This window comes from Streptomyces sp. 142MFCol3.1 (genome assembly GCF_000424945.1).
GTDB classification, from domain to species: domain Bacteria; phylum Actinomycetota; class Actinomycetes; order Streptomycetales; family Streptomycetaceae; genus Streptomyces; species Streptomyces siamensis.
In genome coordinates this window covers 127,749-151,895 of record NZ_AUKV01000012.1, presented here as the reverse complement: position 1 = coordinate 151,895, position 24,147 = coordinate 127,749, and the positions used below count along the sequence as shown (strand labels likewise).

The following is a 24,147-nucleotide window of genomic DNA, read 5'->3' as shown; positions in this document are numbered from 1 at the left end:
GCGAGGCGATGCCATCACCGTACGCGCTCATGTCGAATGATGAGATCAATATCTTGCCATGTGGACACTCCTGCGTTCACGCGCTGGGGCCGGTGTCCTGGCCGTCGAAGGGCAGCGGGCAGTAGACGGTCAGCGCCTCGGGCGTCTTCCGCAAGGTCACCGGGCCGTCCACCTCGGTGACTTCGCCGTCGTGGGCGAGGAGTGTGCCGGGGGCGATGCCGTCGATGCGCAGGTTCCGCACCCGGACGGCGGCGTGCGCGGGGGAGCGGGTGAGCGGTCCCGCGATGGCCGCGAGGAGCAGACGCATCGCCGGGTGGCGTCCGCCGTGCACGACCCGCACGTCCAGCTTGCCGTCCGCCAGGTCGAAGCGCCGGGCCGGCGCGAGGCCCATCCGGTGATATGTGCCGTTGCCCGCGAACAGCAGCCACAACGGGTGCTTGCGACCGCCGAGTTCGGCGTGCAGCGGGTGGCGGTCCGCGCGCAGGACACGCGCCGCGCCGAGCAGTCCGGCGGGCCAGCCGCCGATCCGCGGCGACCAGCGCTCGCGCTCCCGCACCAGTTCCGGGTAGACGCCCAGGCTGAACGTGTTGAGGAAGATGCCCCCCTTGCGGCCCGCCGAGAAGCGGCCCACGTCCACCCGCACCGCCTCGCCCCGCTGCAGGGCACGGCTCAGATCGCGCTCGCCCTCCACGCCGAGGTCGAGCGCGAAGTGGTTGAGGGTGCCGCCCGGCAGGACGGCGAGCGGCAGGCCGTGACGCAGCGCGACCTCCGCCGCGGCGTTCACCGTGCCGTCACCGCCGCACACGCCCAGCACCCGGGCACGCGCCGCCGCCTTCTCCAGTTCGGCCCCGACGTCGGCCGGTTCGCACTCGACGACCTCCGCCCGCGGCAGCGCGTCGGCCAGGGCCCGGACCCGTTCCGGCGTGCCCGCACCCGTGTTCGCCACCATGACCAGGCCCTCGCCCTCGGGCAACGCAGGAGCGTCCACGCGAGGACGCCCGGCCGGGCGGCCCAGGTCACGGGTCGGGACGAGGGCCCGTACGGCGTACGCGGCGCCCACGCCCAGGGCCGCGCCCACCAGTACGTCGCTCGGGAAGTGGACTCCCGTGTAGACGCGGGACAGCGCGACGGCCGTGGCCAGCGGGGCCACGGCCGCGCCCCACCCCCGGGACTCCAGGGCGACGCCCGTCGCGAAGGCCGCGGCCGAGGCGGCGTGCCCCGAAGGGAACGACGTGGTGATCGGCTGGCGCTTCAGCTGCCGCACCAGCGGGACGGGGTCCAGGGCGGGACGGGAGCGGCGTACCGACCGCTTCCCGATCGTGTTGATGGCCGCGGAGGCGAGGGTCAGCGATGCCAGGCCCCGGACGGCGGCCCGGCGGGCCCTCGGGGTGCGGCTCGCGGCGATCGCCGCGGCCGTGGCGAACCACAGCACGCCGTGGTTCGCACTGCGGCTCAGACGGGGCAGCACGCGGTCGCCGCCCGGCCAGTGGCGCGCCGCGACCGCTTCGAAGAGGCCGGAGTCGGTGGAGAGCAGGCGGTCCCGCAGGACGTGGCGGCCCGGGGGGCGGAGCGTGAGGTCGACGTCTGGGGTCAGGGTCATGGCACTGCGCATACCCCGGACCGGCGATTTCTCGCCCCCGGGCTCCCACGACGTCTTCCGACGCCCGCGGCCACCCCGCGCGCCCGGCCCTTCCGCGGCCTCCTCCGGCGTCCTCGGGCACCCCGCGAGGCCCCGACCTCCCGCGATGTTCGGTGTCGCGCCGAATACACGTTTGCCCCGCGGCACCGGGTCCACCGAGAATGCCTCCTCATGGGACACCTCGAAGCCGCGCACCTTGAGTACTACCTGCCCGACGGGAGGGCGCTGCTCGGCGACGTGTCGTTCCGGGTGGGAGAAGGGGCCGTCGTCGCCCTGGTCGGGCCCAACGGGGCCGGCAAGACGACCCTGCTGAGGCTGATCTCGGGAGAGCTCAAACCGCACGGGGGGACCGTCACCGTGGGGGGCGGACTGGGCGTGATGCGCCAGTTCGTCGGCTCCGTGCGGGACGAGACGACCGTACGGGACCTGCTGGTGTCGGTGGCACCGCCACGGATCCGCGAGGCGGCGGGGGCCGTCGACGCCGCCGAGCACGCGATCATGACCGTCGACGACGAGGCCGCCCAGCTCCGCTACGCGCAGGCGCTCGCCGACTGGGCCGAGGTGCGCGGATACGAGTCGGAGACCCTCTGGGACATGTGCACCACGGCGGCGCTCGGGGTGCCGTACGAGAAGGCGCAGTGGCGTCTGGTGCGGACCCTGTCCGGTGGTGAGCAGAAGCGCCTGGTGCTGGAGGCCCTGCTGCGCGGCACCGACGAGGTGCTCCTGCTCGACGAGCCGGACAACTATCTCGACGTCCCCGGCAAGCGCTGGCTGGAGGAACGCCTCAAGGAGACCCGCAAGACCGTCCTCTTCGTGTCGCACGACCGGGAACTGCTGGCCCGTGCGGCCGAGAAGATCGTGAGCGTGGAGCCCAGCCCCACGGGAGCCGACGCCTGGGTGCACGGCGGGGGCTTCGCGACGTACCACGACGCCCGCCGGGAGCGGTTCGCGCGCTTCGAGGAGCTGCGCCGCCGCTGGGACGAGAAGCACGCCCAGCTCAAGAAGCTCGTACTGAACCTGCGCCAGGCCGCGTCCATCAGCCATGAGCTGGCGTCCCGCTACCAGGCCGCGCAGACCCGGCTGCGGAAGTTCGAGGAGGCCGGACCCCCTCCGGAGCCGCCGCGCGAACAGGACATCCGGATGCGGCTGCACGGCGGACGCACCGGCGTGCGGGCCGTCACCTGCAAGGGTCTGGAGCTCACCGGACTCATGCGCCCCTTCGACCTGGAGGTCTTCTACGGCGAACGGGTGGCCGTCCTCGGCTCGAACGGCTCCGGCAAGTCGCACTTCCTGCGCCTGCTCGCCGGCGACACCGTCGCCCACACCGGCGAGTGGAAGCTCGGCGCCCGCGTGGTGCCCGGTCACTTCGCGCAGACGCACGCCCACCCGGAGCTGGAGGGCCGCACCCTGCTCGACTTCCTGTGGACCGAGCACTCCCAAGGCCGTGGCGCCGCGATGTCCCGGCTGCGCCGCTACGAGCTCACCGCGCAGGCCGAGCAGCGCTTCGAGAGGCTCTCCGGCGGCCAGCAGGCCCGCTTCCAGATCCTGCTCCTGGAACTGGAGGGTTCCACCGCCCTGCTGCTCGACGAGCCGACCGACAACCTCGACCTGGAGTCCGCGGAGGCCCTCCAGGAGGGGCTGGAGGCGTACGAGGGCACGGTCCTCGCGGTCACCCACGACCGCTGGTTCGCCCGGTCCTTCGACCGTTATCTGGTCTTCGGGTCCGACGGGCGGGTGCGGGAGACACAGGAGCCGGTGTGGGACGAGCGCCGCGTGGAGCGTGCCAGGTGAGCCGCTGATCCAGGGACGTGCGGGCTCGGCCCGGGCCTTTCGCCCGGGCCCGACCCGGCCTCCGGCAAGCCGCTCCTGCGGCGCACACGGAGGCCGAGGGCCGCGGATCTTCGTAAGGTGGAGGGAGGAAGGCGAGCTCCATGGCCCCCTCCCGGATGCCGCTCGGACCGTGCTCGCCGGGCCGGTACCCGGACCGCACCGTAGGACACGACGAGCGGGGTATCACCATGACCGGAGTCGAACCGGGCCGTCTGGACGACCAGCAACTGATGAAGGAGCTGGAGACGATCCATCGCACGCGCCATGACACGCTCCTGCACGGCTCGAACGACGCCCTGCGCGTCCACAACGAACGCATGGCGCAGCTGGAGGGCGAATACCTGCGCCGCCATCCGCGCCGCCGGGTCGTCGCGGGCCGCACACGCGACGGCGCCCGCGGACGGACGCCCGGAGGGGCCTGAGCCGCATGACTCCCACGACGGAACACAGGACGGGACCGCTCGCCGCCTTGGGCCCGGATCCCCTGCTGACACGGCACGCGCAGGCCCTGGACCTGTTCGGCGACCGGGTCCGCCGGGTCCGCGCGGACCAGTGGGAGGCGGGCACGCCGTGCAGGGAGTGGACGGTGCGCGACCTGGTCAACCACCTCGTCTCCGAGCAGCTGTGGGTGCCCGCGCTGGTGCGGTACGGCGCTACCGTGGAGGCGATCGGCGACACCTTCGACGGTGACATGCTCGGTTCCGACCCCGCGGCTTCCTGGGAGACGGCGGCCCGAGCCGCCCGTGAGGCGTTCGGCGCGCCGCGCGCCCTCGACCGCACGGTCCAGCTCTCGTACGGCGACACCGGCGCCGACGCCTACTGCGCGCAGATGACCGCCGACCTCGTCGTGCACGCCTGGGACCTGTCCCGCGCGATCGGCGCGGACGAGCAGCTCCCCGCCGACCTCGTCGCCCTCACGATGCGCGAAGTGGCCCCGTACGTCGCCCGGTTGGCGGAGAGCGGGCTGTTCGCCGAGCCGGTGCAGCCGCCGCCCGGCGCGGACGAACAGACGAAGCTGCTGTGCCTGCTGGGGCGCCGGCCCTGAGCCTTGCGAGGGTTCGGGCCCCGGCGGCCGCGCCCACAGGCACGGAGCGCCAGGTGGCGGCTTCGCGGTCTAGACGTCCTGGTCGAGCGCCGCGGCGAGGTCGCCGAGGGCGACCATGCCCACCGGGCGTCCGTCCTCGACCACCGGCAGCCGCCGCACCTCGTGGTCGCGCATCAGCGTCACCGCGGTCACCAGGGCGTCGTCCGGGCCGACCACCACCGGATGCGGTGTGCACACGGCCCGCGCGCTCACCGCGAGCGGATCGACGCCGTCCGCCACGGCGCGCAGGGTGATGTCGCGGTCGGTGAGGATCCCGACGAGTTCGTGATCGGCCACCAGGACGTCACCGACGTCCTGGGCGCGCATCAGCTGGGCCGCCTCCACCAGTGAGGCGTCCGGGCGGACCGCGACGACGCCCGGCGTCATGACGTCCCTGACGAAAACTGCCATGTCTGCCGGCCTTCCTGCCGTCCCGGACCGGGGGTGTCCGGGTGGTGGACGATGCCACCCGCAGTACCCCCGGTCCCGGCGGCCATGCCTTCGCTAACGCGCCCTGACGGCTCCCACGACCGATTCGGCCAATTCGTGGACGGTGCCGTAACGCTCCTCGATCGGGAGCAGTTCCAGCGCCTCGACGAGGCTGTCGGGTGCGTTCTTGCCACGCAGTACGCCGATCAGCTCGCGGGGGCCGGCCGGGAACGACGTCCGGCCCAGGTACCGCGCGAGCTCCAGCCGGAGCGTCTCCAGGGAGCCGGGTGACCGGTTCGGCACGACGGGGCCGACCGTGATCGGCGGATCGTCGTCGGCGACCGGCTCGGGATCGTGCCACTCGTCGGTCCGGGTCGGGTGTCCCGACCTGAGCACGTCCCGCAGTTCGTGCTTCATCTCCTCGTCCCGGTGGACGCTCAAGCGGTCACTGCCTCGCTGCATCTGTCCCTCCAGAGGTTCGGGGGTGGTGAGCGCGTACCCGTCGGCCCGCGCTCGACACGTGCGTCCGCACGCCTGTTCACGCGCGCGTACATCGGCCTGGTCGGCGGCCTGTTCGGCCGCGCTCCCGGCAGACGGCGGAGTCCGCTCCCGTGCGGCAGGACCTTCGTCCCGCGTGCGGCCGGGAGCGGGTCCCCTGCGGGACCCGGCGTTTGTCACGCATGCGGCGGGGCAGACGCAGCCCCAGTGCTTCGGACAGGAGGCACGTCCGTGGGAGCGGCGAACCGCGCCACGGGTGTACCCGTCCGGCGCACGGGCGCGCTCCCACGGTGACTGTCCAACTCAAGGCACCTTCCGAGGGAGTTGCGACGCATCATGCGAACCAAAGCGAGCGCGACGCACCATCCGCACGACGACGCCCCCGACACCGTCGGGGCCTTCCGCGAACTCGCCGGGCTCCCCCAGGGCCCGGAGCACGACCTGCTCCGCGAGAGGATCGTCGAGGCCTGGCTGCCCATGGCCGAACGGCTCGCGGGCCGCTTCCGCAGCCGCGGCGAGAGCTACGAGGACCTGCGCCAGGTCGCCGCTCTCGGCCTGGTCAAAGCCGTCGACCGCTACGACCCCGAGCTGGGCAACGCCTTCGAGAGCTACGCCGTGCCGACCATCACCGGCGAGATCAAGCGCCACTTCCGGGACCACATGTGGACCCTGCACGTGCCGCGCCGGGTCCAGGACCTGCGCAACCGGGTGCGCTTCGCCTGCCAGGACCTCGCGCAGACCGTGCCGGGGCGCAGGCCCACCATCGCCGAGATCGCCGAGCACGCCAGGATGAGCGAGGACGACGTCCGGACCGGCCTGGAGGCCCTGGAGAGCTTCACCGCGCTCTCCCTGGACGCCGAACTGCCCGGCAGCGACGACGGCTACTCGCTCAGCGACACGCTCGGCTCGGCCGACCCCGCGCTCGACACCGTCGTAGACCGCGAGGCCGTCAAGCCCCGTATCCAGGCCCTGCCCGAACGTGAACGCGCCATCCTCTACATGCGGTTCTTCGGCGACATGACCCAGAGCCGCATCGCCGACGAACTCGGCATCTCCCAGATGCACGTCTCCCGGCTGATCAGCCGCTGCTGCGACCGGCTGCGCGACCAGGTCATGCGTGACGCGGCGTAGCCCGCGGGCCGCCGGTCAGTTCAACCGCGCCATGGCCAAGGCTATGTGACGGGACATCATGTCCACGGCCTGTGCCTCCGCCATCGAGAACGCCGGCCCGGTCCCGCTCCTGAACAGCGTCAGCACCCCGTGCACGGTCCCTGACGCGCCGGTCAGCGGCACGCACAGCAACGACGTCACGTTCGCGCGTACGAGGACCGGTGCGCCGGAGGTGTCACGGCCGAAGGCCTCAGGGTCCTCGGGCCGCACCTGAAGCGCCGTCGAACCGCCGCGCGCCGCCTCGACCACGAGGGGGCACGCGGCGGGATCCTGCCCGGCCAGGGCCGCCACCTCCTCGGCGCACTCCGCCGGTCCCAGGACCGCCGTACGGGTCAGGTGCGCGGCGCCCGCGTCGGTCACCACCCAGTCCGCGAACCGCCCGTGCAGCACCCCCGCCGCGCGTTCGAGCGCCGGTGCGGCGCGCTCGCCGGGCAGGCTCAGCAGCGCCGTGGCCATAGCGTCCACCAGGTCCATCAGCGTCGCCCGCCGGGTGGTCTCGGACAGACTCGGCACCGCGGGGCCCGGCACGCCCCGCCCCGACGGCACCAGGTCGTCCGCGGGCTGCAGCACGACGAGCACGGCGGTCCGGGGCTCCCCGCCGGGGCGCAGCGCGGTGAGCGTCGCCCGCACCGGGACCGACGGCTCCTGCTGGAGGTGCACGGTGAGGCTGCGGTCGCCCTCGCCGCGCGCCACCGCCGCCGCCTGCGAACGGAACGCGGCCCGGTCGGCGTGCGCCAGGAACCCGGTCAGCGGCCGGCCGGTCGCGTAACCGGCGCGGACACCGGTGAACGCGGTCGCGGCGAAGTTCAGTCTGCGCACCACCGTCTCGCGGTCCACGAGCGCGACGGGCACCGGTACCCGTTGGAAGAGCGCCTTGAGGAGTTGCTGCTCCTGACGGTCCGCCGAGGCCATGGCGGTCACGCCGTCCGAGGAAAGCCGCTGGAACCACGGCCACAACCGGTCCACCACATGGTCGAGTTCGAAGAGGGCCGCGTCCAGCACGGTCGGCAGGTCGCCGGCCGGAACGGACCGCGCCGCCTTCAACTCCGCGACGCGGCGCACGAAATCCGCGAGTTGTTCACCGAAATCGTCCGTCTCCGCCATGCGACGAACGTAACCCGAACCCGCCGTTCCGGGTGGGCCGGGGGGAGAACCCGCAGGACCCGTTTTCCGCGCAGGTGAGCGGGAAGGCGCCGAGGGAGAGGGGTGGAAGGAGCGGAGGAGGCGATCATGCCGATCACGCCGGAGAACGGTCGACTCGGCGCTCTGGGCGCGGAGTCACCCGACTCGGCCCATCCGGGACGCCGACTGTCGGAACTCGCCGAGCAGGCCGCGCGCTGCGCCGTCGACTGCTGCGGCGCGAGCAGCACGGTCTCCCGCGGTGGCGCTGAGCGCCCCGCCGCGGTGACCCACCCCGATCTCGCCGGGCTCGTCTCGGTGCAGCTGCGGTCCGGCGACGGACCGATCCCGGCCGCCGTGGAACGCGGCGCACCCGTCGACTCGGCCGACCTGCTCGTCGAGGAGCGCTGGCCGGAGTACCGGGCCGTGGCCCTCGACTCGGGCGTCCGCTCCAGCGTCACCATCCCCTTTCGGCGGTCCGGGCTGACCGTCACCCTCAGCCTCTACAGCTTCCGGCCCGGCGCGCTGAAGGACGCCCCGCACGGCCCCGCCCGCGCGCTCGGCGACCTCGCCGCGAGCTGTCTGGTCCGCGACCTCTCCTACCGTGCCGCCCTCACCGAACTGGACCAGCTGGGCACGGCGCTGCGCTCCCGGCCCGTTGTCGACCAGGCCTGCGGCATCGTCATGCACGTCCTCGGCTGCGACGCGGACCGGGCCTTCGCGGTGCTGCGCCGGATCTCGCAGGGCACCAATCGGAAACTCGCCGACGTCGCCGGCGCGGTCGTGGACAGACGTGGCCGCGGGCTGGAGCGGGAGCTGCTCTCCCTGTCCGGCTGAGCGGCCGTGGCCCCCGCCCGGCGGCCGTCCCACGCGGCGCCGGGGGCACCGGGCGGGCCGTGCGGTGTCACCCGCTCGGACGCCCGTTTTCCCGCGAATGGTGTCCGGCGGCGCGCGCCCGGCAGCGGGTCGGGCTGTGATGGGCCCGAGGGGCGCGACGGCCGTGCTTCTCGGGAATCCGCCCTGCCGAAGGAGCCCCATCCATGCGCCGCACCGCCCGTGTCCTGTCCGCCCTCGCCCTGGCCGGTGCCGCCCTGGGTGCCTCCGCGTCGGCCGCGTCCGCGGATCCGGATGCGAAGGTAAGCCCGGGGTCCGTGGAACCCGGGGGCACCGTGACCGTCTCCGTGACCTGCGACGAACTCACCGGGGCCCCGCCGGAGTCCATCGACGCCACCTCGAAGGGGTTCGAGGAGGGCAAGATCCAGCTGCACCGCGTCCAGGACGGCGTGACCGGAGCGGGGGGTCCGCAGAGCGCGCCGGGTGCGGGAAGGACGCCGGGCACCGCGGATCCGGGTGGCGTGCCCGGTCCGACGCAGGCGCCGGGTACACCCGGTGACACGGGTCCCGGTGGCGCGGCGGGTCTCACGGATCCGGGAGGCGTGACGGATCCCGACGGCCCGGCGGGTCTGACGGATCCCGACGGCTCGACGGGTCTGACGGACCTCGACGGCGCGGCGGGCCTGACGGACCCGGGTACCGGGACGGGCCTGACCGATCCCGGAGACACGTCAGGCCTGACGGATCCCGGAGACACGTCAGGCCTGACGGATCCCGGCGGCACGTCAGGTCTGACGGATCCCGGCGGCACGTCAGGTCTGACGGATCCCGGAGGTACGGCCGGCGTGGCCGATCCCGGTGGCGCCACGGCCGTCTCGTACCGCGGCACGGCCCGTATCCCGACGGGGGGCAGCACCTCCGACGCCGACTCCCAGTGGGGCGTCGACGGCGCCTGCCCCGCCGCGGCCGGCGGCCGGTCGAAGCCCTGGAGCGCCTCCTACTCCGTGGGCCGGGGCACCGGCGGGGAACACGGGACGGCCGAGGACGAGGGCGGCACCGACGACCACGGGAAGACCGGGGAGGACGGCACCGGCGGGGAGCACGGCACCGGCGGGGAACACGGCACCACGGACGAGTACGGCGCCGCGGCCGTCCAGCGCGGGGTGGACGCCGGTGCGGGCGGCACCTTCACCGATTCCGTCCCGGCGCTGATCTGCGGGAGCGTCCTCATCGCGGGGGCCGTGGGAGCGGCGGTGCACCGCCTGCGCCGTCGGCGCAGGACCTGGGGCCGCTGACACCGCGGCGGAGCCCGGCCCGGCCGGGTGCCCATGGGGCGTTGGCACCGTGGGTACGGAGACGGCCGAGGGCCGTGCCGGGGCGGGAACCCGGACAGGGCACGGCACCACGGACTGCGGGGAGGCACTCATGCGGCGGACGGATCCGGAAGACCACGGCCCGGTCCGCTACGGTCCGCCCCTGCCCGGCCAGGGCCTGCCCGTGCTGCCCGCCCTCGGCTCCGTGCTCGCCGCTGCCGTCGGTCCGGCCGGCGCCGAGCCCTGCGGCGGCGGACCCGAACTCCTCGCAGCGGCCTGCGGCTACTGGAACCGCCGCGGACTGCCCGCGACGGCCGATCTGGTGGCCGCCGCGCCCGGCGCTCCCGCGCTGCTCCTCGCCCTGACCGGCGCACTCGGCGGCGACGTCCTGGTGCCCCGTCCCTGCGCCGCGTGGTGGGAGCCGCAGGCCCGCCTGCTGGGACGGTCCGTCTTCCATGTGGCGACCCCCGCCGAGTGCGGCGGCGTCCCGGACCCGTACGCCCTCCTGGAGACAGTCCGCCGGATCCGCACGGAGGGCGGCGATCCGCGCCTGGTCGTCCTGTCGGTGGCCGACGACCCCACCGCCACCGTCGCACCGCCCGAACTGGTGCACGAGACCGTGGAGGCGGCGGCGGGCGAGGGGCTGCACGTCGTCAGCGACGAGACGTGGCGCGACACCCTGCACCGGGCGCACGACACCGTGCTGCTCAGCCCCGCCGAGATGCTCCCCGACCGCGTCACCGTTCTCACCGACCTCGCGGGCCCGTTCCTGCCGCAGGGCTGGCCGGCCGCCGTCGCCCGGTTCCCCGACAACGCCCCGGGGGCGCGGTTGCGTTCGCAGGTCCTCGACGTGCTCACCGTGCTCGGCGCGCGCGTCGCGGAACCGGTCGCCGCGGCGGCCGCGTACGCGCTCGGCGAGCCGGAGGCGGTCACCGAGCGGCTCGCGGCAGCCGTACGCCTGCACGCGGGCGTGGCGCGTGCCGCGCACCGCGCGGTGGTCGGCGCGGGCGCGCTCGCGCGGCCCCCGCAGGCGGGCAGACACCTGTACGTGGACCTCGGCCCCTTGCGCACCGCGCTCGGCGCGCACGGTGTGGGCGACGCCCAGGACCTGGAGGACTTCCTCACCGCCCGGCTCGGGATGCCCGCGCCGGGCGGCCACCGGTTCGGCGACGACCTCGCCGCGCTGCGCGTACGGCTGGGCACGGGACCGCTGCTCGGCACCACGGACGAGGAGCGGGAGGAATGCCTCACCGCCTCCTCGCCGTTGGAACTGCCGCATGTGCAACACGCGTTGACCCTGCTGGGGTCGGCCTTCGACGATCTTCGCGACGAAGCTCAGCGATGGGAGCCTCCTCGATGACGCAGCAGTCCGAGTCGACCACGAGCACGACCACCCAGGACGCCGACGATCCGGCGTCCTGTGCGAGCCCGGAGGCGGCCGGGCACCTGTCCTCACCCCTTCCCCCCGCCGCGCCGGCCGAGGCCGGCCCCCGCGTCGACGCCCGTCCTCTCGCCGATCCCCGTCCCGCTGCCGTCCCCGGTCATGTCGCCGAGCCCCGCCCCCTCGCCGAGCCCCGCCCGCTCGGCGAGAAGCGGCTGTGGCCACGGTCCTTCGCGGACCGGCTGACCGCGCCGCTGCCGGGGCTGAGGGCCCTCGCCCGGTTCGCGCGCGAGGGGGCGCTGCGCCCCGGGACCGCAGGGCTGGCCGACATCCCGCTACTGCCCTTCGAGCCGGGGCCGCTGCCCCGCGTCGACGCCCGCACGGTCGCCGTCTCCTGGGCGGGGCACGCGAGCTGGGTGGTGCGGATCGGCGGGCTCACCGTCCTCACGGACCCGGTGTGGTCTCGCAAGATCCTCGGCACCCCGGCCCGGATCACCCCGGTCGGCGTGGCCTGGAGCGCGCTGCCGCGGATCGACGCGGTGGTGATCAGCCACAACCACTACGACCATCTGGACGCGCCGACCCTGCGCCGACTCCCGCGCGAGACGCCCGTGTTCGCACCGGCCGGGCTCGGCCGCTGGTTCAGGCGCCGCCGGTTCGGCCAGGTCACCGAGCTCGACTGGTGGGAGGCGGCCGAACTGCGCGGGGTCCGCTTCGACTTCGTCCCCGCGCACCACTGGTCCAAGCGCAGCCTCGCGGACACCTGCCGCACACTGTGGGGCGGCTGGGTCCTGACCGCGCCCGACGGCCGGCGCGTGTACTTCGCCGGAGACACCGGTTACGGCCGCTGGTTCTCCCGGATCGGCGACCGCTACCCGGGAATCGACCTGGCCCTCCTGCCCGTCGGGGCGTACGACCCCCGCTGGTGGCTCAGCGACGTGCACTGCGACCCCGAGGAGGCGGTCCGCGCGGCGGTGGATCTCGGTGCCCGCCGCATGGCACCCATGCACTGGGGCACGTTCGTCCTGTCCGCCGAGCCCGTCCTTGAGCCGCTGACGCGGGTGCGGGCGGCCTGGGAGAAGGAAGGGCTGCCCCGGGAGGACCTGTGGGACCTGCCGGTCGGGGCCTCACGGGTGCTCGAGGCCTCCCGCGTCCCCGACTGAGCCGCCGGGCCCGCGCCCGTGCGCCCCGCGGATGCCGGGCCCGGCCCGCCCCCGGGCAAGCGGGCCCCGGTCTGCCCCGGGCAAGCGGGCCCCGGTCTGCCTGGCCGGCTATCGCACCCTGCGCCACAGGCTCGGCGCGACACTGATCGCCAGCGTCACCGCGACCGCCGCGACCACGCCCTGCCACGGCTCGCTGAACAGCGAGCCGCCGAGTATGCCGATCAGCTGGTACGTCACCGCCCAGGCCAGGCAGGCGGGCACGTCGCCCCGCGCGAAGGTGCGCAGCGGCATCTTCGCGAGCAGACAGGCCAGCATCACCGGGATGCGGCCCGCCGGGACGAGACGGGACAGCACGAGGACGGCGACGCCGTGGTCGTCCAGCTTCTCCTGCGCCTGGCCGAGGCGTTCCTCGGGGGCGCGGTCGCGCAGTGTCGCCAGCCACCGGGAACCGTTCTTGGACCGCATGCCGCGCCGGCCGAGCCAGTACAGGGTGACGTCCCCGAGGAAGGCCGCGAGCGACGCGACGGCGAAGACCAACAGCAGCGCGAACGGCGCCGTCTGGTGGAAGGCCACCACGGCCGCCGAACTCACCAGCGCTCCCGTCGGCACCACCGGGACGAGCGCGCCGACCAGGACGAGCAGGAACAGCGTGGGATACCCGATGGCCTGCTGAGTGGACTCGGGCGACACGGTGGCCGCGGCGGACAGCGATATCACCGATCGGCCCCCGGTCGTGCGCCGTCGCCGCGCCCCGGCCGGCGCACCGTGCCCGGGGACAGCTCCGTCACCGTCACCGCCGTCACCGTGCGACCTCCGGCCGGACGCGCTCGCCGTGACCGAGCCGGTGGACCGAGACCAGGGGCGCATGTTCGGCGGCGAGGCGCACGAACTCTTCCCCCGGCGCGTGGAATTCATGGGGGCGCACGGCATCCATCCCGATCGGCCAGTACGTGCCGTAGTGCACCGGCACCGCGCTGCGCGGCGACAACCGGGCGAGCGCCTGGGCGGCCCGACCCGCGTCGAGGTGGCCCTCACCGAGGTACGGTCCCCAGCCGCCCACCGGCAGCAGCGCCACGTCGACCGGTCCGACCTCCTCCGCCATCGACGGGAACAGGCCGGTGTCCCCGGCGAAGTACGTGCGTGCCTCACCCTCGATCACGTATCCGAGGGCGGGGGAGCGGTGTGGTCCGACCGGGAGCCTGCGTCCGTCGTGCCGCGCCGGGACGGCACGCACGACCAGGCCACCGACCTGGGTCCGGTCGCCGGGCGCCATCTCCGTGAGCAGCAGGTGCCGCAGGCGGCGCAGCCCGGGCAGCGCGCGCGGCGCGCCCTCGGGCACGAGCAGCCGGGTGCCGGGCGCGAGCAGCGCGAGCGACGGCAGATGCAGATGGTCGGCGTGCAGATGGGAGACGAGCGCCACGTCGGCGACCGCGGCCTCGGGCGGGGGCGGCGCCCCGCGCCTGCGCCGCAGGTGCGCGAGCCGGCGCGCGAAGAGGGGGTCGGTGAGCACGCGTGTCCCGGAGTCCTCCAGCGTGCAGGTGGCATGCCCCCACCAGGTGATCTCCACCGGCACTTCTTTGCCTCCTTCGCGCGACTCCCCCCGAGCCTACGGGCAGGAGTAGGGTCGGCGGCGAAACCCGGAGGTGAGGGGGACGCCATGGGAGACGCGCGCGGTGCCTCGGTCCCGCACGCCGGCCGGTTCCCGCCGGAGGAGAGCGGCGCCGGCCCGCACACCGGCCGGTTCCCGCCGGAGCACGGCGGCCCCGGCCCGTACACACCGGACCGTCCGCTCGGACCGAGCGGTGCCCGCGGCCCGTACACACCGGACCGTCCGCTCGACCGGGACCGCTCACGGGCGCTGCGGGTCACGGCGATCGCCAGTCTGATCCCTCTCGAGGAGCTCGAAGCGGACCCGTTCCTGGTCGACTCCCGCAGCCAGCACGCGATCTGTGCCCGCTGGGCCGCCGAGCGGGGCTACGTGGTCACGCGGGAACTGCTCGTGGGCGGCCTGCGCACCGATCACCGCACCCTGTGGGAGGACGTCGAGGCGGGTCTCGTCGACCTGTTCGTCGCACCGAGCCGCCGGGTCCTGGAGCGCGCTCTCGTCTCCGTCGACGAGTTCACCGCCGAGTGCGTGCGCCGCGGGGTGCGCGTGGAGACCGTCGGCTGCGCCGAACCCTCGTACGACGCCCAGATGAAGGCCCGGATCCACCGCCGTCTGTCGATGCCGACGGCGGGCTACGACGGCCGCTGACGTGCGTTCCGCGCGGCGAACGGCCCGTGGCCCGGTGCCGGCGGTGTGACAGGGTGGGAGCAGGCCTCGCGGACCGGGCGGGCCGCGAGGCGAGGTGGACTGGGCGTGGGTGGAGGACGTTGGCGGCGGTTCCTCAGCGGAGTGTGGCGCAGCATCACCGTCTGGGCCGCGTCCACGGCGACGATGCTCGTCCTCGCCGGTCTGCTGCCCGACTTCCAGCTCCAGTCGGACGACGGCGACAGCGCCACGCAGATCGCCGTCACCGCCGCGGCCGGAGCGGGCGTCTTCGGTCTGCTGTCGTCGCTGGTGTGGCCGCTGCTGGTGCGGGCCCTGCTGCTGGTGCCCGCCCTCGTGCTCGGCCTGCTCGTGTTCTTCCTCAACGGGTCGCTGCTGCTGCTCGCCCTGCGGATCAGCCCCTCCGGGCAGGGCGAGGCCGCCCCGGAGACCGCGGTGGTCGTCGCCGCCGTGATGTCCGCCGTCGCCTCCGCCACGGGCGGTGCCCTGGCCGTACGGGACGACGACGCGTACCGGCGCCGGCTGTACCGGCTCGCCGACCGGCGCCGCCGCCGGGGCGACGGGCGGGCCGGGCCCTCGACTCCCGGCGCCGTCTTCATCCAGCTCGACGGAGTGGGACACGACCTCCTCGTACAGGCCGCCGGGAAGGGCCTGATGCCGACCGTCGCGCGGTGGCTCGACGGCGACCGCCCCACCCACCGGCTCACGCCCTGGCGCACCGACTGGTCCAGCCAGACCGGAGCCAGCCAGCTCGGCATCCTGCACGGCAGCAACCACGACATCCCGGCGTTCCGGTGGTACGAGAAGGACAGCCAGGAGGTCATGGTCTGCAACCGGCCCACCAGCGCGGCCGAACTCCAGCGCCGGGCCGTGGAGCACACCGGCGACGGAGGGCTGCTCACCGCCGACGGCGCGAGCCGCGGCAACCTGTTCAGCGGCGGCGCCGGCCAACTCGCCCTCGTCCTTTCCGTGGCCGCGCGCCGAGGCCGGGAGAACCGCTCACGGGCCGGGTACTTCGCCTACTTCTCCGACCCCGCCAACGCCGTACGGACCGCCATGTCGTTCGTCGCCGAGGTCTTCCGGGAGATCGGCCAGTCCTCCCGGGCCCGGGCGAAGAAACGGCGGCCACGCGTCAAGCGCGGCGGGCTCTACCCCGTCGTCCGCGCCTTCGCGACCGTCGTCGAGCGGGACGTCGTCGTCGCCGCGGTGATCGGCGACATGCTCGTCGGACGCAACGCCGTCTACGCGGATCTGGTCGCCTACGACGAGGTGGCGCACCACTCCGGACCACGCGGCCGGGACGCCGAGAAGGTGCTGGAGCGGCTGGACCGCTCGCTCGCGCTGATCGCGAAGGTCGCCGAGCACGCCCCCCGGCCCTACCGGATCGTGCTGCTGTCCGACCACGGTCAGAGCCCCGGCGAGACCTTCCTGACCCGCTACGGTCTCAGCCTCGGCAACCTGGTCCGCGCCGGCTGCGGGCTGCCCGTGCCGCGCAGGGCGCAGCGCACGCACAGTGGCGCCGAGGCGCGGGCCGCCGTACGGGCCGCGCTGCGCCGGCCCGTCGAGGAGGGTGGCGAGCGGCACCGGCCCGCGCGACGGCGGTCCGAGCCCATCGTGCTGGCCTCCGGCAATCTCGGCCTGGTCTCCTTCCCGGACGTGCCGCACCGGATGAGCCGGGAGGAGATCGACCGCCGTCATCCCGCGCTGCTGTCCACGCTGGCCAACCACCCCGGTGTCGGCTTCGTGCTCGTGCGCAGCGAGGAGTACGGCGCACTGGTCCTCGCCGCGAACGGCGCGGAGGTGCCGTTGGACGAGCTGGACGATGAACACCCCGGTCCGCTCGCCGACTTCGGGCCGGGCGCGGCCGACGCCGTGCGGCGCACGCACACGTTCCCGCACACCGCCGACATCATGGTCAACTCCTGGTACGACCCCGAGGAGGGCGAGGTGCTCGCCTTCGAGGAGCAGATCGGCTCGCACGGCGGACTCGGCGGCGCCCAGGGGCGGCCCTTCCTGCTGTCGCCGGTCACGTTGTCCGCGCCGGTCGGGGACGGCGCCGCGCTCGTCGGAGCGGAGCAGGTGCACCAGGTGCTGAGACGGTGGCTGCGCGAGTGCGACGGCCCTCAGGTGCCGCTGGCGGCGGCCCCGAAGGAGCGCGCTGCCTGACGCGCCCCGAAGGAGCGTCGCCTGACGGCCGGCCGTCGGCGTGCGGTGTCGCGCGCACCGTCGGCTGGGCCCGCGGGGGTCCTCCGCCCCGTCAGCACGCCGGCGGGGCGACCACCTGGCGCCGCGTCCTGAACATGCTGTCGGCCTACCCGACCTCAATAAGCTTGCGGGCCTTCGGCAACGCCTCGTTGCCCTCGATCTCGTGAGCCGCCCGCGAGGTGCCCGGCACGTCGCGGATCTCCAGCCGACGGCGTACGTCGTCGGCCGGGCGCTGTGCGTCCGAGCCCACCACGGCGAGATGCCAGACCGGCCTGAGCTGGGCCGCGGACGGCGACTCGGCCGGGTCGCGGGGGAGTGGCGCCACCGCGGCCCGCTGCCCCTCACCGGACGGCGGGGCCACCACGGAACCGGGCGTGCGCGTCGAGCCAGCGGCCTCGCGCGTCGACAGGTGGGCCCGCACCACGGTCTCGTCGTTGTCCAGCGCCACCCGGGTCTCGCCCGGGCCCGGCGTGATCACCGGGCCTTCCGGCGAAGACATGACGGAGCGTCACATCTGTTGCCGGCGCGACGGGTTTGCCGAGCCGCGAGCCGTCCTTGGTGCCCGAGTTCTGCCACAGGTCGTGCACGGACTCCACGACCGGCTCGGCGCCGTCCGCGTGCCGCTCGGCGAAGGGGCGCGCCAGATCCGCGAGCGGTGGGGAGCGGTCCCGCACGCGAGAAAAATGAGCTGCGACGGCCGGGCGTCGGTGCCCACACTGTCCGCATCGGACACCGCGCACCTGCGGCCCCCCGTCGAACAACCCCGAGGAGCCCCAGCGTGCAGGCAGCCGTCACCGTCACCCCCGCCCGCATACCGGAACTGCTGCTCGGTCTCGCGACCGTACGGCCGGTCTTCATCTGGGGCGCGCCCGGCATCGGGAAGTCCTCCCTCGTAAGGGAGTTCGCCGAATCGCTGGGCCTGGAGTGCGTGAGTCTGCTCGGTACCCAGCTGGCCCCCGAGGACCTCATCGGCGTGCCGCAGATCCGCGACGGCCGCTCGGTGTTCTGCCCGCCCGAGGCGATCGCCCGCGACGAGCCGTACTGCCTGTTCCTCGACGAACTGAACGCGGCGACCCCCGACGTGCAGAAGGCCTTCTACTCGCTGATCCTGGACCGCCGCATCGGCAGCTACGAACTGCCTGAGGGGTCCATCGTGATCGGCGCGGGCAACCGCGCGACCGACAACGCGCTGGCCCGGCCCATCGCCTCGGCGCTCGTCAACCGCCTCACCCATGTGCACCTGGAGGCGTCGCCGAAGGACTGGCTCGCCTGGGCCGCCGCCCACGACATCCACCCCTGGGTCCTCGACCACCTCGCCGACCGGCCCGACCACCTGTGGTCCAAACCGCCGAAGACGGAGGAGCCCTTCTCCACGCCCCGCTCCTGGCACATGCTCTCCGACGCCCTGCACTCCTTCGGCGCCGCCCTGGACGAAGCCACGCTGACGGTGATCGCGCACGGCACGCTGACCCCCGCGCACGCCGTCGCCTTCTGCGGCTACGTCAAGATCGTGCGCAGCCGCTTCGGCATCGAGGCGATCGTCAAGGGCGACGCCCGCTGGCCTCACCGCCCCGAGGACCGCGACCTGCTCTACTACCTCGCCGAGTCCTTCCGAGGCCGACTCGTCAAGGAACTGCCCGTCGACCGGGAGCATCTCTCCGAGAACGGCCGCCAGACCGCGTACCGGGCCAAGTCCCTCCTCGTCCAGCTCGCCGAGATCTCCGTCGAGGTCGCCCAGACCGTCATCGCCGCCGACACCGACGGCAATCCCGTCCTGCCCGCGTGGTTCCTGGTGGAGGCGGCCCGGGACATGCCGCGCCTCGTCGAGGCCAGGCAGTGAGCCGGCGCCACGCCCAGGGCCCCGAGGACAAGCCGGACCCGGCCGCCGAGGCCTTCGCCGAGGGCATGCGGCTGGTGCGCGCCAACCGTGCGCTGGCCGCCGTCGGATTCAGCACCTGCCGTCAGGAGAGCTGCGCGCGGGCGCCCCGGGACGGACTGGTGCGTGTCGACTCCGACGGCGTCCTGCACGTCCACCCCACCCGCCGTGCCGAACCCGCCGCCTGGGCCTGGGCCGTCGCCCATGCCGTCATCCACCTCGGCTTCGGCCATGTACCGGCCGCGACCGGCGAGCGCGAACAGCCCGACCGCTATGCCCTCGCCGCCCGCTGCTCCGGGTGCGGTGACACGTCCGCCGCGGGCCGCGGGGTTGCCCGCTCCGGGAGGCGCCCCGCCGAATCCCCTGATTCCCCGAGCACTTGACCCGGCCCGGCCCGGCACGGGCCGACGGGCCCGCCGCTCACCATCGCCGGTCGCCCCGCCGGGGAAATCACCTGCACGGTCCGGCAGGTCGGCGTCGTATCCGGTGGGTGCGCAGGGCCCGGGTGTGATCGGATGAGGACACGGCCCCCGGGAGGGGGACCACACGCGAAAGGACTCATCGTGGCAACCACGCGCACCGCACACACCGTGTGGGAAGGCAACCTGCTCGAAGGCAACGGCGTCGTCACCTTCGACTCCTCCGGTATCGGCCAGCAGCCGGTGACGTGGGCGTCGCGGGCCCAGGACGCGAACGGCAAGACCAGCCCCGAGGAACTGATCGCCGCCGCCCACTCCAGCTGCTTCTCCATGGCGCTGTCGCACGCCCTGGCCGGCGCCGGTACCCCGGCCGCCAAGCTCGTCACCAACGCCGACGTCACGTTCCAGCCCGGCGAGGGCATCACCGGCATCCACCTCACCGTCGAGGGCACGGTGCCGGGCCTCGACAACGACGGTTTCGTCGCGGCGGCGGAGGAGGCCAAGAAGAACTGCCCGGTCAGCCAGGCGCTGACCGGCACGACGATCACCCTGTCGGCGAAGCTCGCCTGACAGCCGTCCGCACCGCTGCCGCGATTCCCCTCCCGGGGCCGCGGCAGCGCCGTGTGCGGGCCGCCGCACCGCTGCTGCCCACCGGGAAGGCCGTCGCACCGGCCCCGTGCCGTCCCGCCGGGCCCGCGGCGCCCCCCGGCAGCGGCCATCCGTCCCATTGACAACCAGGCACTCGAGTTTTGTGCTGGATATCGGGCAGAGTTCGCGGAAGGGGACGGACATGACACGTGCGGTCGGGATCGATCTCGGGACGACGAACTCGGTGGTGGCCGTCCTGGAGGGCGGGGACCCCACCGTGGTCGCGAACGCCGAGGGTGCGCGCACCACACCCTCGGTGGTGGCCTTCGCCAAGAACGGCGACGTGCTCGTCGGCGAGGTGGCCAAGCGGCAGGCGGTCACGAACGTGGAGCGCACGGCACGCTCCGTGAAGCGGCACATGGGCGACGTGAGCTGGCGCTTCCCGGAGAGCGGCTCCGTCGACGGCACCCGCTACCGGGCGCAGGAGCTGTCGGCGCGGGTGCTGCAGAAGCTCAAGCGCGACGCCGAGGCGTATCTCGGCGAGGACGTCACGGACGCCGTGATCACGGTGCCCGCCTACTTCGACGACGCGCAGCGCCAGGCCACCAAGGAAGCGGGCGAGATCGCGGGGCTCAAGGTCCTGCGCATCATCAACGAGCCCACGGCGGCCGCCCTGGCGTACGGGCTGGACCGGGGCGAGGAGCAGACCGTCCTGGTCTTCGACCTCGGCGGAGGAACCTTCGACGTCTCGCTGCTCGAGATCGGCGACGGCGTCATCGAGGTGAAGGCCACCAACGGCGACACTCGGCTCGGCGGCGACGACTGGGACCAGCGGATCGTGGAACACCTCGCCCAGCGCTTCAAGGCCGGGCACGGCATCGACCTGGGCCACGACAAGATGGCGCTCCAGCGGCTGCGCGAGGGCGCCGAGAAGGCCAAGATCGAACTGTCCAGCTCGACCGAGACGACCGTCAACCTGCCCTACATCACCGCCACCGCCGACGGCCCGCTGCACCTCGACGAGAAGCTGACCCGGGCGCAGTTCCAGGAGCTCACCGCGGACCTGCTCGACCGCTGCCGCACCCCCTTCCACCAGGCGGTCAAGGACGCGGGAGTGAAACTGTCGGCGGTCGACCACGTCATCCTGGTCGGCGGCTCCACCCGTATGCCCGCCGTCACCGACCTGGTGAAGGAGCTCACCGGCAAGGACCCGCACAAGGGCGTCAACCCCGACGAGGTCGTGGCCGTCGGCGCCGCGCTGCAGGCCGGAGTGATCCGCGGCGACGTCAAGGACGTGCTGCTGCTCGACGTGACCCCGCTGTCCCTCGGCATCGAGACCAAGGGCGGCATCATGACCAAGCTCATCGAGCGCAACACGACGATCCCGACCAGGCGTTCGGAGATCTTCACGACGGCCGCGGACAACCAGCCCTCGGTGGGCATCCAGGTCTACCAGGGCGAGCGGGAGATCGCCGCGTACAACAAGAAGCTCGGCGTCTTCGACCTCACCGGGCTGCCGCCCGCACCGCGCGGGGTCCCGCAGATCGAGGTCGCCTTCGACATCGACGCCAACGGCATCATGCACGTCTCGGCGAAGGATCTCGCCACCGGTCGCGAACAGAAGATGACCGTCACCGGTGGCTCCGCGCTGCCCAAGGACGACATCGACCGCATGATGCGCGAGGCCGAGCAGTACGCCGAGGACGACCGCAGGCGCCGGGAGGAGGCGGAGACCCGCAACCAGGCCGAGCAGCTCGTCTACCAGACGGAGAAGTTCCTCCGCGAGAACGAGGACCGCGTTCCGCCGGAGACCAGGACGGAGGTGCAGGCCGCGGCGGCCGACCTGAAGAGGCTCCTGGAAGGCTCCACCGACACGGCCGTGCTGCGCGAAGGCATCGAGAAGCTGGCCACCGTCAGCCAGCAGATGGGCCAGGCCATGTACGCGCAGGCCCAGCAGACCCAGCCCGCGCAGGACGAGCACCCCACCGAGCAGGCACAGGGGGACGAGGAGGGCGTGGTGGACGCGGAGATCGTCGACGAGACCAGGGACGGCGAGGCGAAGGGCGGCGCCGCCTGACCGGCCTCGGGCGAGCGAGTCCGGCCGGGTGACCGTCGTCCACCAGCGGACCCCCGCGCCCGCTCGGCCGCGTCGCCGGAACACCGCGGCGCACGACGTCGCCGCAGCCTTGGCCGTGCTCGCCGCCCTCGGTGTCGAAGCGTGGCAGCAGCACCTCGACCCCGCCCGCCGTCTCGTGCCCGTTGAGCGTCAACTCGGGCTCGACATCGCCTGGTTCGAGGTTCCGCCTGCCCTTGCCGGACTCCGTCCAGCGCAAGCCGAGAGAGCCGCCCGGCACCACCGCCCGGCCGGTCACCGAGTCCAGCACCACCGTCTTCCACGCGGCGCCCCCAACGGCCCGCCCCACCTCGGTGCACCGCAGGAACTTCGCGGGGACGTAGGCGCCGTCCGCCTTCTCCGACAGCGTCACCAGGAACGGCACCCCTTGTCCCGAACCGGGGGGCGGGCGCGGGAGCGCACCCGTTCACGTCACCCGTGCGGGTCAGGACTTGACGGCCACCCCCGCGTACACCGGGACGGGACCCTCCGCCTGCGCCGCCAGGTCCTCCTCCTCCGGTCGCCACTCGGAGACCGCCACCACGCCCGGATCGACCAGCTCCAGACCGTCGAAGAACCGGGTGAACTCGGCCCGCGAGCGGGGATAGAAGGGCGTGCCGCTCCGGCGGAACAGCTCGGCGGCCTTCGTCACACCCTCCGGACTGATGTCGGAGGTCACCTGGGACAGCACCAGGAAGCTGCCCGGCACGAGCGCGTCGACATACCCCTTGAGCAGCCCGTGCACGTCGTCCTCGCCGGCGTCGCCCAGATAGTGGGTGAGCGCGACCAGCGACAGCGCGACGGGCCGCGTGAGGTCCAGGGACTCACCGGCCAGCCGCAGGATCGTCTCGGGGTCCCGGACGTCGGCGTGCACGTACTCGGTGGAACCCTCGGCGGTGCCGTGCAGCAGCGCCTGCGCGTGACGCAGCACGATCGGGTCGTTGTCGGCGTAGACGATCCTCGACTCCGGCGCGCTGCCCTGGGCCACCTGGTGCAGGTTCGGCTCCGTGGGGATGCCCGTCCCGATGTCCAGGAACTGCCGTATCCCCGCGTCGGCGGCGGCCCGCGTCGCCCGGTGCATGAACCGGCGGTTGGCGCGCGCCCCGCGCACCGCGGTGCCGTCCGCCGCGAGAATTCTGCGCGCCAGCTCCTCGTCCACCGGGTAGTTGTCCTTGCCGCCCAGCCACCAGTCGTAGACGCGAGCGGGGTGGGGCCGGCTGGTGTCCACGCGGGTGGGCGCGGCTTCACGTTCGGTCATGCGGCTGCTCCTCAAGGTGCTCGATGGGTGCGACGGGTCTCAGAAGCTCTCGCGGAACTCCCGGAGGATCTTCCTGGTGCGCTGCACGGACGCCGCGTGGGCGGACATGAGGTCGAGGACCTCCAGGTGCTGCGACACCTCCGGGCGCGAGTCGAGGTACAGGGCGCCGGTGACGTACTCGCTGTACACCATGTCCGGCAGCTCGGGCTCCGCGAAGCGGAACAGCGCGAACGACGTGTACGTCCCCGGATGGGGGCCGCTCGCGTACTCGGCGACCTGGAGCGTGACGTGATCGCCCTCCATGGCCGTGAGGAGCCGGTCGATCTGGTCCCGCATGACCCCGCCGTCGATGCTCACGGGCCGGCGCAGCGCCGTCTCGTCCATGATCACCCACAGGTGCGGCGGGTTCTCGCGGGTGAGCAGCTTCTGCCTGTTCATGCGCAGCGCGACATGCCGCTCTATGGCCTCGGGGCCGGTCTGTCCGACCGTCCCGGCCTCCAGCACGGCGCGCGCGTAGTCCTCGGTCTGCAGCAGACCGGGAACGAAGTGCGGCTCGTACGAGCGGATCATCCGGGCGGCGCCCTCGAGACTGACGTGCATGCTGAACCAGTCGGGCAGCACGTCGTGGAAACGCTGCCACCAGCCCGGCCGGTTGGCTTCTTCGGCCAGCGCGACGAACGCGCTCACCTCGCCGTCGGCCACCCCGTACGTCTCCAGCAGCATCTGCACGTAAGGGATCTTGAGGGCGACCTCGGCCATCTCCATGCGCCGTACCGTCGCCGGGGCGACCCGCAGCACCTGGGCCGCCTCCTCGCGCTTCAGCCCGGCGGCCTCCCGAAGCTCCTGCAACCGCCGCCCCAGCACCACCTGCCCCACGGTGGGCGCAGCCCGCCGCTCACTCACGCCACGCCTCCCCACGCGCCGAAGTCTGCGTGCAGTGTGTCATGTTCGTGGAGAAC

Annotated in this window: 22 protein-coding genes and 2 pseudogenes; 14 read left to right on the top strand and 10 right to left on the bottom strand. The window is 73.6% G+C overall.

The window, feature by feature from the left end; all coding sequences use genetic code 11:
• Positions 1–76: 76 nt before the first annotated feature.
• On the bottom strand, positions 77–1,594 hold the full coding sequence (locus tag H305_RS0119390; RefSeq protein ID WP_028801844.1) for a bifunctional phosphatase PAP2/diacylglycerol kinase family protein: 1,518 nt from the start codon (positions 1,592–1,594) through the stop codon (positions 77–79).
• Between the two features lie 216 nt (positions 1,595–1,810).
• On the opposite strand from H305_RS0119390, the gene H305_RS0119385 reads away from it, so the two are divergent.
• From H305_RS0119385 to H305_RS0119375, 3 genes are all read left to right on the top strand, one after another.
• Positions 1,811–3,430, top strand: a complete 1,620-nt coding sequence (locus tag H305_RS0119385) for an ATP-binding cassette domain-containing protein (RefSeq protein WP_028801843.1) — start codon at positions 1,811–1,813, stop codon at positions 3,428–3,430.
• Between the two features lie 227 nt (positions 3,431–3,657).
• Positions 3,658–3,891: a DUF6158 family protein gene (locus tag H305_RS0119380; protein WP_037764603.1), complete on the top strand. Its 234-nt coding sequence runs from the start codon at positions 3,658–3,660 to the stop codon at positions 3,889–3,891.
• 5 nt (positions 3,892–3,896) lie between these two features.
• The gene (locus H305_RS0119375) at positions 3,897–4,514 is read left to right on the top strand and encodes a TIGR03086 family metal-binding protein (RefSeq protein ID WP_051370737.1); all 618 of its coding nucleotides are present in this window, start codon (positions 3,897–3,899) and stop codon (positions 4,512–4,514) included.
• Between the two features lie 69 nt (positions 4,515–4,583).
• On the opposite strand, the gene H305_RS0119370 is transcribed toward H305_RS0119375, so the two are convergent.
• Positions 4,584–4,964, bottom strand: coding sequence for a CBS domain-containing protein (locus tag H305_RS0119370; protein ID WP_028801840.1), 381 nt, complete (start codon positions 4,962–4,964; stop codon positions 4,584–4,586).
• A 93-nt stretch (positions 4,965–5,057) separates the two neighbouring features.
• A complete protein-coding gene (locus H305_RS0119365) occupies positions 5,058–5,444 on the bottom strand; it encodes a DUF2795 domain-containing protein (RefSeq protein WP_028801839.1) in 387 nt (128 codons plus the stop codon).
• 372 nt (positions 5,445–5,816) lie between these two features.
• On the opposite strand from H305_RS0119365, the gene H305_RS0119360 reads away from it, so the two are divergent.
• Positions 5,817–6,611, top strand: a complete 795-nt coding sequence (locus H305_RS0119360; RefSeq protein ID WP_028801838.1) for an RNA polymerase sigma factor SigF — start codon at positions 5,817–5,819, stop codon at positions 6,609–6,611.
• Positions 6,612–6,626: 15 nt separating this feature from the next.
• Here the strand turns inward: H305_RS0119360 and H305_RS0119355 are convergent, their stop codons facing one another.
• Positions 6,627–7,754, bottom strand: coding sequence for a PAS domain-containing protein (locus tag H305_RS0119355; protein ID WP_028801837.1), 1,128 nt, complete (start codon positions 7,752–7,754; stop codon positions 6,627–6,629).
• Between the two features lie 126 nt (positions 7,755–7,880).
• Between H305_RS0119355 and H305_RS0119350 the strand changes: the two genes are divergently transcribed.
• From H305_RS0119350 to H305_RS0119335, 4 genes are all read left to right on the top strand, one after another.
• Entirely contained in the window at positions 7,881–8,606 is a 726-nt protein-coding gene (locus H305_RS0119350) for an ANTAR domain-containing response regulator (protein WP_037764600.1), read from the top strand.
• Between the two features lie 203 nt (positions 8,607–8,809).
• Positions 8,810–9,898, top strand: a complete 1,089-nt coding sequence (locus H305_RS0119345; protein WP_028801835.1) for a hypothetical protein — start codon at positions 8,810–8,812, stop codon at positions 9,896–9,898.
• A gap of 130 nt (positions 9,899–10,028) precedes the next feature.
• A complete protein-coding gene (locus H305_RS0119340; protein ID WP_028801834.1) occupies positions 10,029–11,276 on the top strand; it encodes an aminotransferase class I/II-fold pyridoxal phosphate-dependent enzyme in 1,248 nt (415 codons plus the stop codon).
• Positions 11,273–12,460 carry an MBL fold metallo-hydrolase gene (locus H305_RS0119335; protein ID WP_028801833.1) on the top strand — a complete coding sequence of 396 codons (1,188 nt, stop codon included), beginning with the start codon at positions 11,273–11,275 and terminating at the stop codon, positions 12,458–12,460. Before H305_RS0119340 ends, H305_RS0119335 begins: the two co-directional genes overlap by 4 nt.
• A gap of 108 nt (positions 12,461–12,568) precedes the next feature.
• Here the strand turns inward: H305_RS0119335 and H305_RS0119330 are convergent, their stop codons facing one another.
• Positions 12,569–13,177, bottom strand: a complete 609-nt coding sequence (locus tag H305_RS0119330; RefSeq protein WP_028801832.1) for a DedA family protein — start codon at positions 13,175–13,177, stop codon at positions 12,569–12,571.
• Positions 13,178–13,259: 82 nt separating this feature from the next.
• Positions 13,260–14,033 (bottom strand): MBL fold metallo-hydrolase, encoded by a 774-nt coding sequence (locus H305_RS0119325; protein ID WP_028801831.1) that lies wholly within the window; start codon positions 14,031–14,033, stop codon positions 13,260–13,262.
• 285 nt (positions 14,034–14,318) lie between these two features.
• Between H305_RS0119325 and H305_RS0119320 the strand changes: the two genes are divergently transcribed.
• Together H305_RS0119320 and H305_RS0119315 are read left to right on the top strand one after the other, a co-directional pair.
• Complete coding sequence (locus H305_RS0119320) at positions 14,319–14,714, top strand: hypothetical protein (protein WP_028801830.1); 396 nt, start codon at positions 14,319–14,321, stop codon at positions 14,712–14,714.
• A gap of 105 nt (positions 14,715–14,819) precedes the next feature.
• Positions 14,820–16,895 carry a phage holin family protein gene (locus H305_RS0119315; protein ID WP_028801829.1) on the top strand — a complete coding sequence of 692 codons (2,076 nt, stop codon included), beginning with the start codon at positions 14,820–14,822 and terminating at the stop codon, positions 16,893–16,895.
• A 145-nt stretch (positions 16,896–17,040) separates the two neighbouring features.
• Here H305_RS0119315 and H305_RS49450 read toward each other — a convergent pair whose 3' ends face one another.
• Positions 17,041–17,433, bottom strand: a complete 393-nt coding sequence (locus tag H305_RS49450) for a hypothetical protein (RefSeq protein WP_158690552.1) — start codon at positions 17,431–17,433, stop codon at positions 17,041–17,043.
• Between the two features lie 279 nt (positions 17,434–17,712).
• Between H305_RS49450 and H305_RS0119305 the strand changes: the two genes are divergently transcribed.
• From H305_RS0119305 to dnaK, 4 genes and pseudogenes are all read left to right on the top strand, one after another.
• Positions 17,713–18,774, top strand: coding sequence for an ATP-binding protein (locus H305_RS0119305; RefSeq protein WP_028801827.1), 1,062 nt, complete (start codon positions 17,713–17,715; stop codon positions 18,772–18,774).
• A 65-nt stretch (positions 18,775–18,839) separates the two neighbouring features.
• A pseudogene (locus H305_RS0119300) lies at positions 18,840–19,103 on the top strand (hypothetical protein); the annotation flags it as partial.
• 270 nt (positions 19,104–19,373) lie between these two features.
• Entirely contained in the window at positions 19,374–19,799 is a 426-nt protein-coding gene (locus tag H305_RS0119295) for an OsmC family protein (RefSeq protein ID WP_028801825.1), read from the top strand.
• A gap of 220 nt (positions 19,800–20,019) precedes the next feature.
• The gene (gene dnaK / locus H305_RS0119290) at positions 20,020–21,894 is read left to right on the top strand and encodes a molecular chaperone DnaK (protein WP_028801824.1); all 1,875 of its coding nucleotides are present in this window, start codon (positions 20,020–20,022) and stop codon (positions 21,892–21,894) included.
• A gap of 40 nt (positions 21,895–21,934) precedes the next feature.
• Here the strand turns inward: dnaK and H305_RS54890 are convergent.
• The 3 genes and pseudogenes from H305_RS54890 to H305_RS0119280 all read right to left on the bottom strand — a co-directional run.
• Positions 21,935–22,315: pseudogene (locus tag H305_RS54890) on the bottom strand (nitrate reductase subunit alpha); the annotation flags it as partial.
• Positions 22,316–22,375: 60 nt separating this feature from the next.
• On the bottom strand, positions 22,376–23,188 hold the full coding sequence (locus tag H305_RS0119285) for an SAM-dependent methyltransferase (RefSeq protein ID WP_028801823.1): 813 nt from the start codon (positions 23,186–23,188) through the stop codon (positions 22,376–22,378).
• Between the two features lie 39 nt (positions 23,189–23,227).
• Positions 23,228–24,091, bottom strand: a complete 864-nt coding sequence (locus H305_RS0119280; protein WP_028801822.1) for a helix-turn-helix domain-containing protein — start codon at positions 24,089–24,091, stop codon at positions 23,228–23,230.
• Between the last annotated feature and the right edge of the window lie 56 nt (positions 24,092–24,147).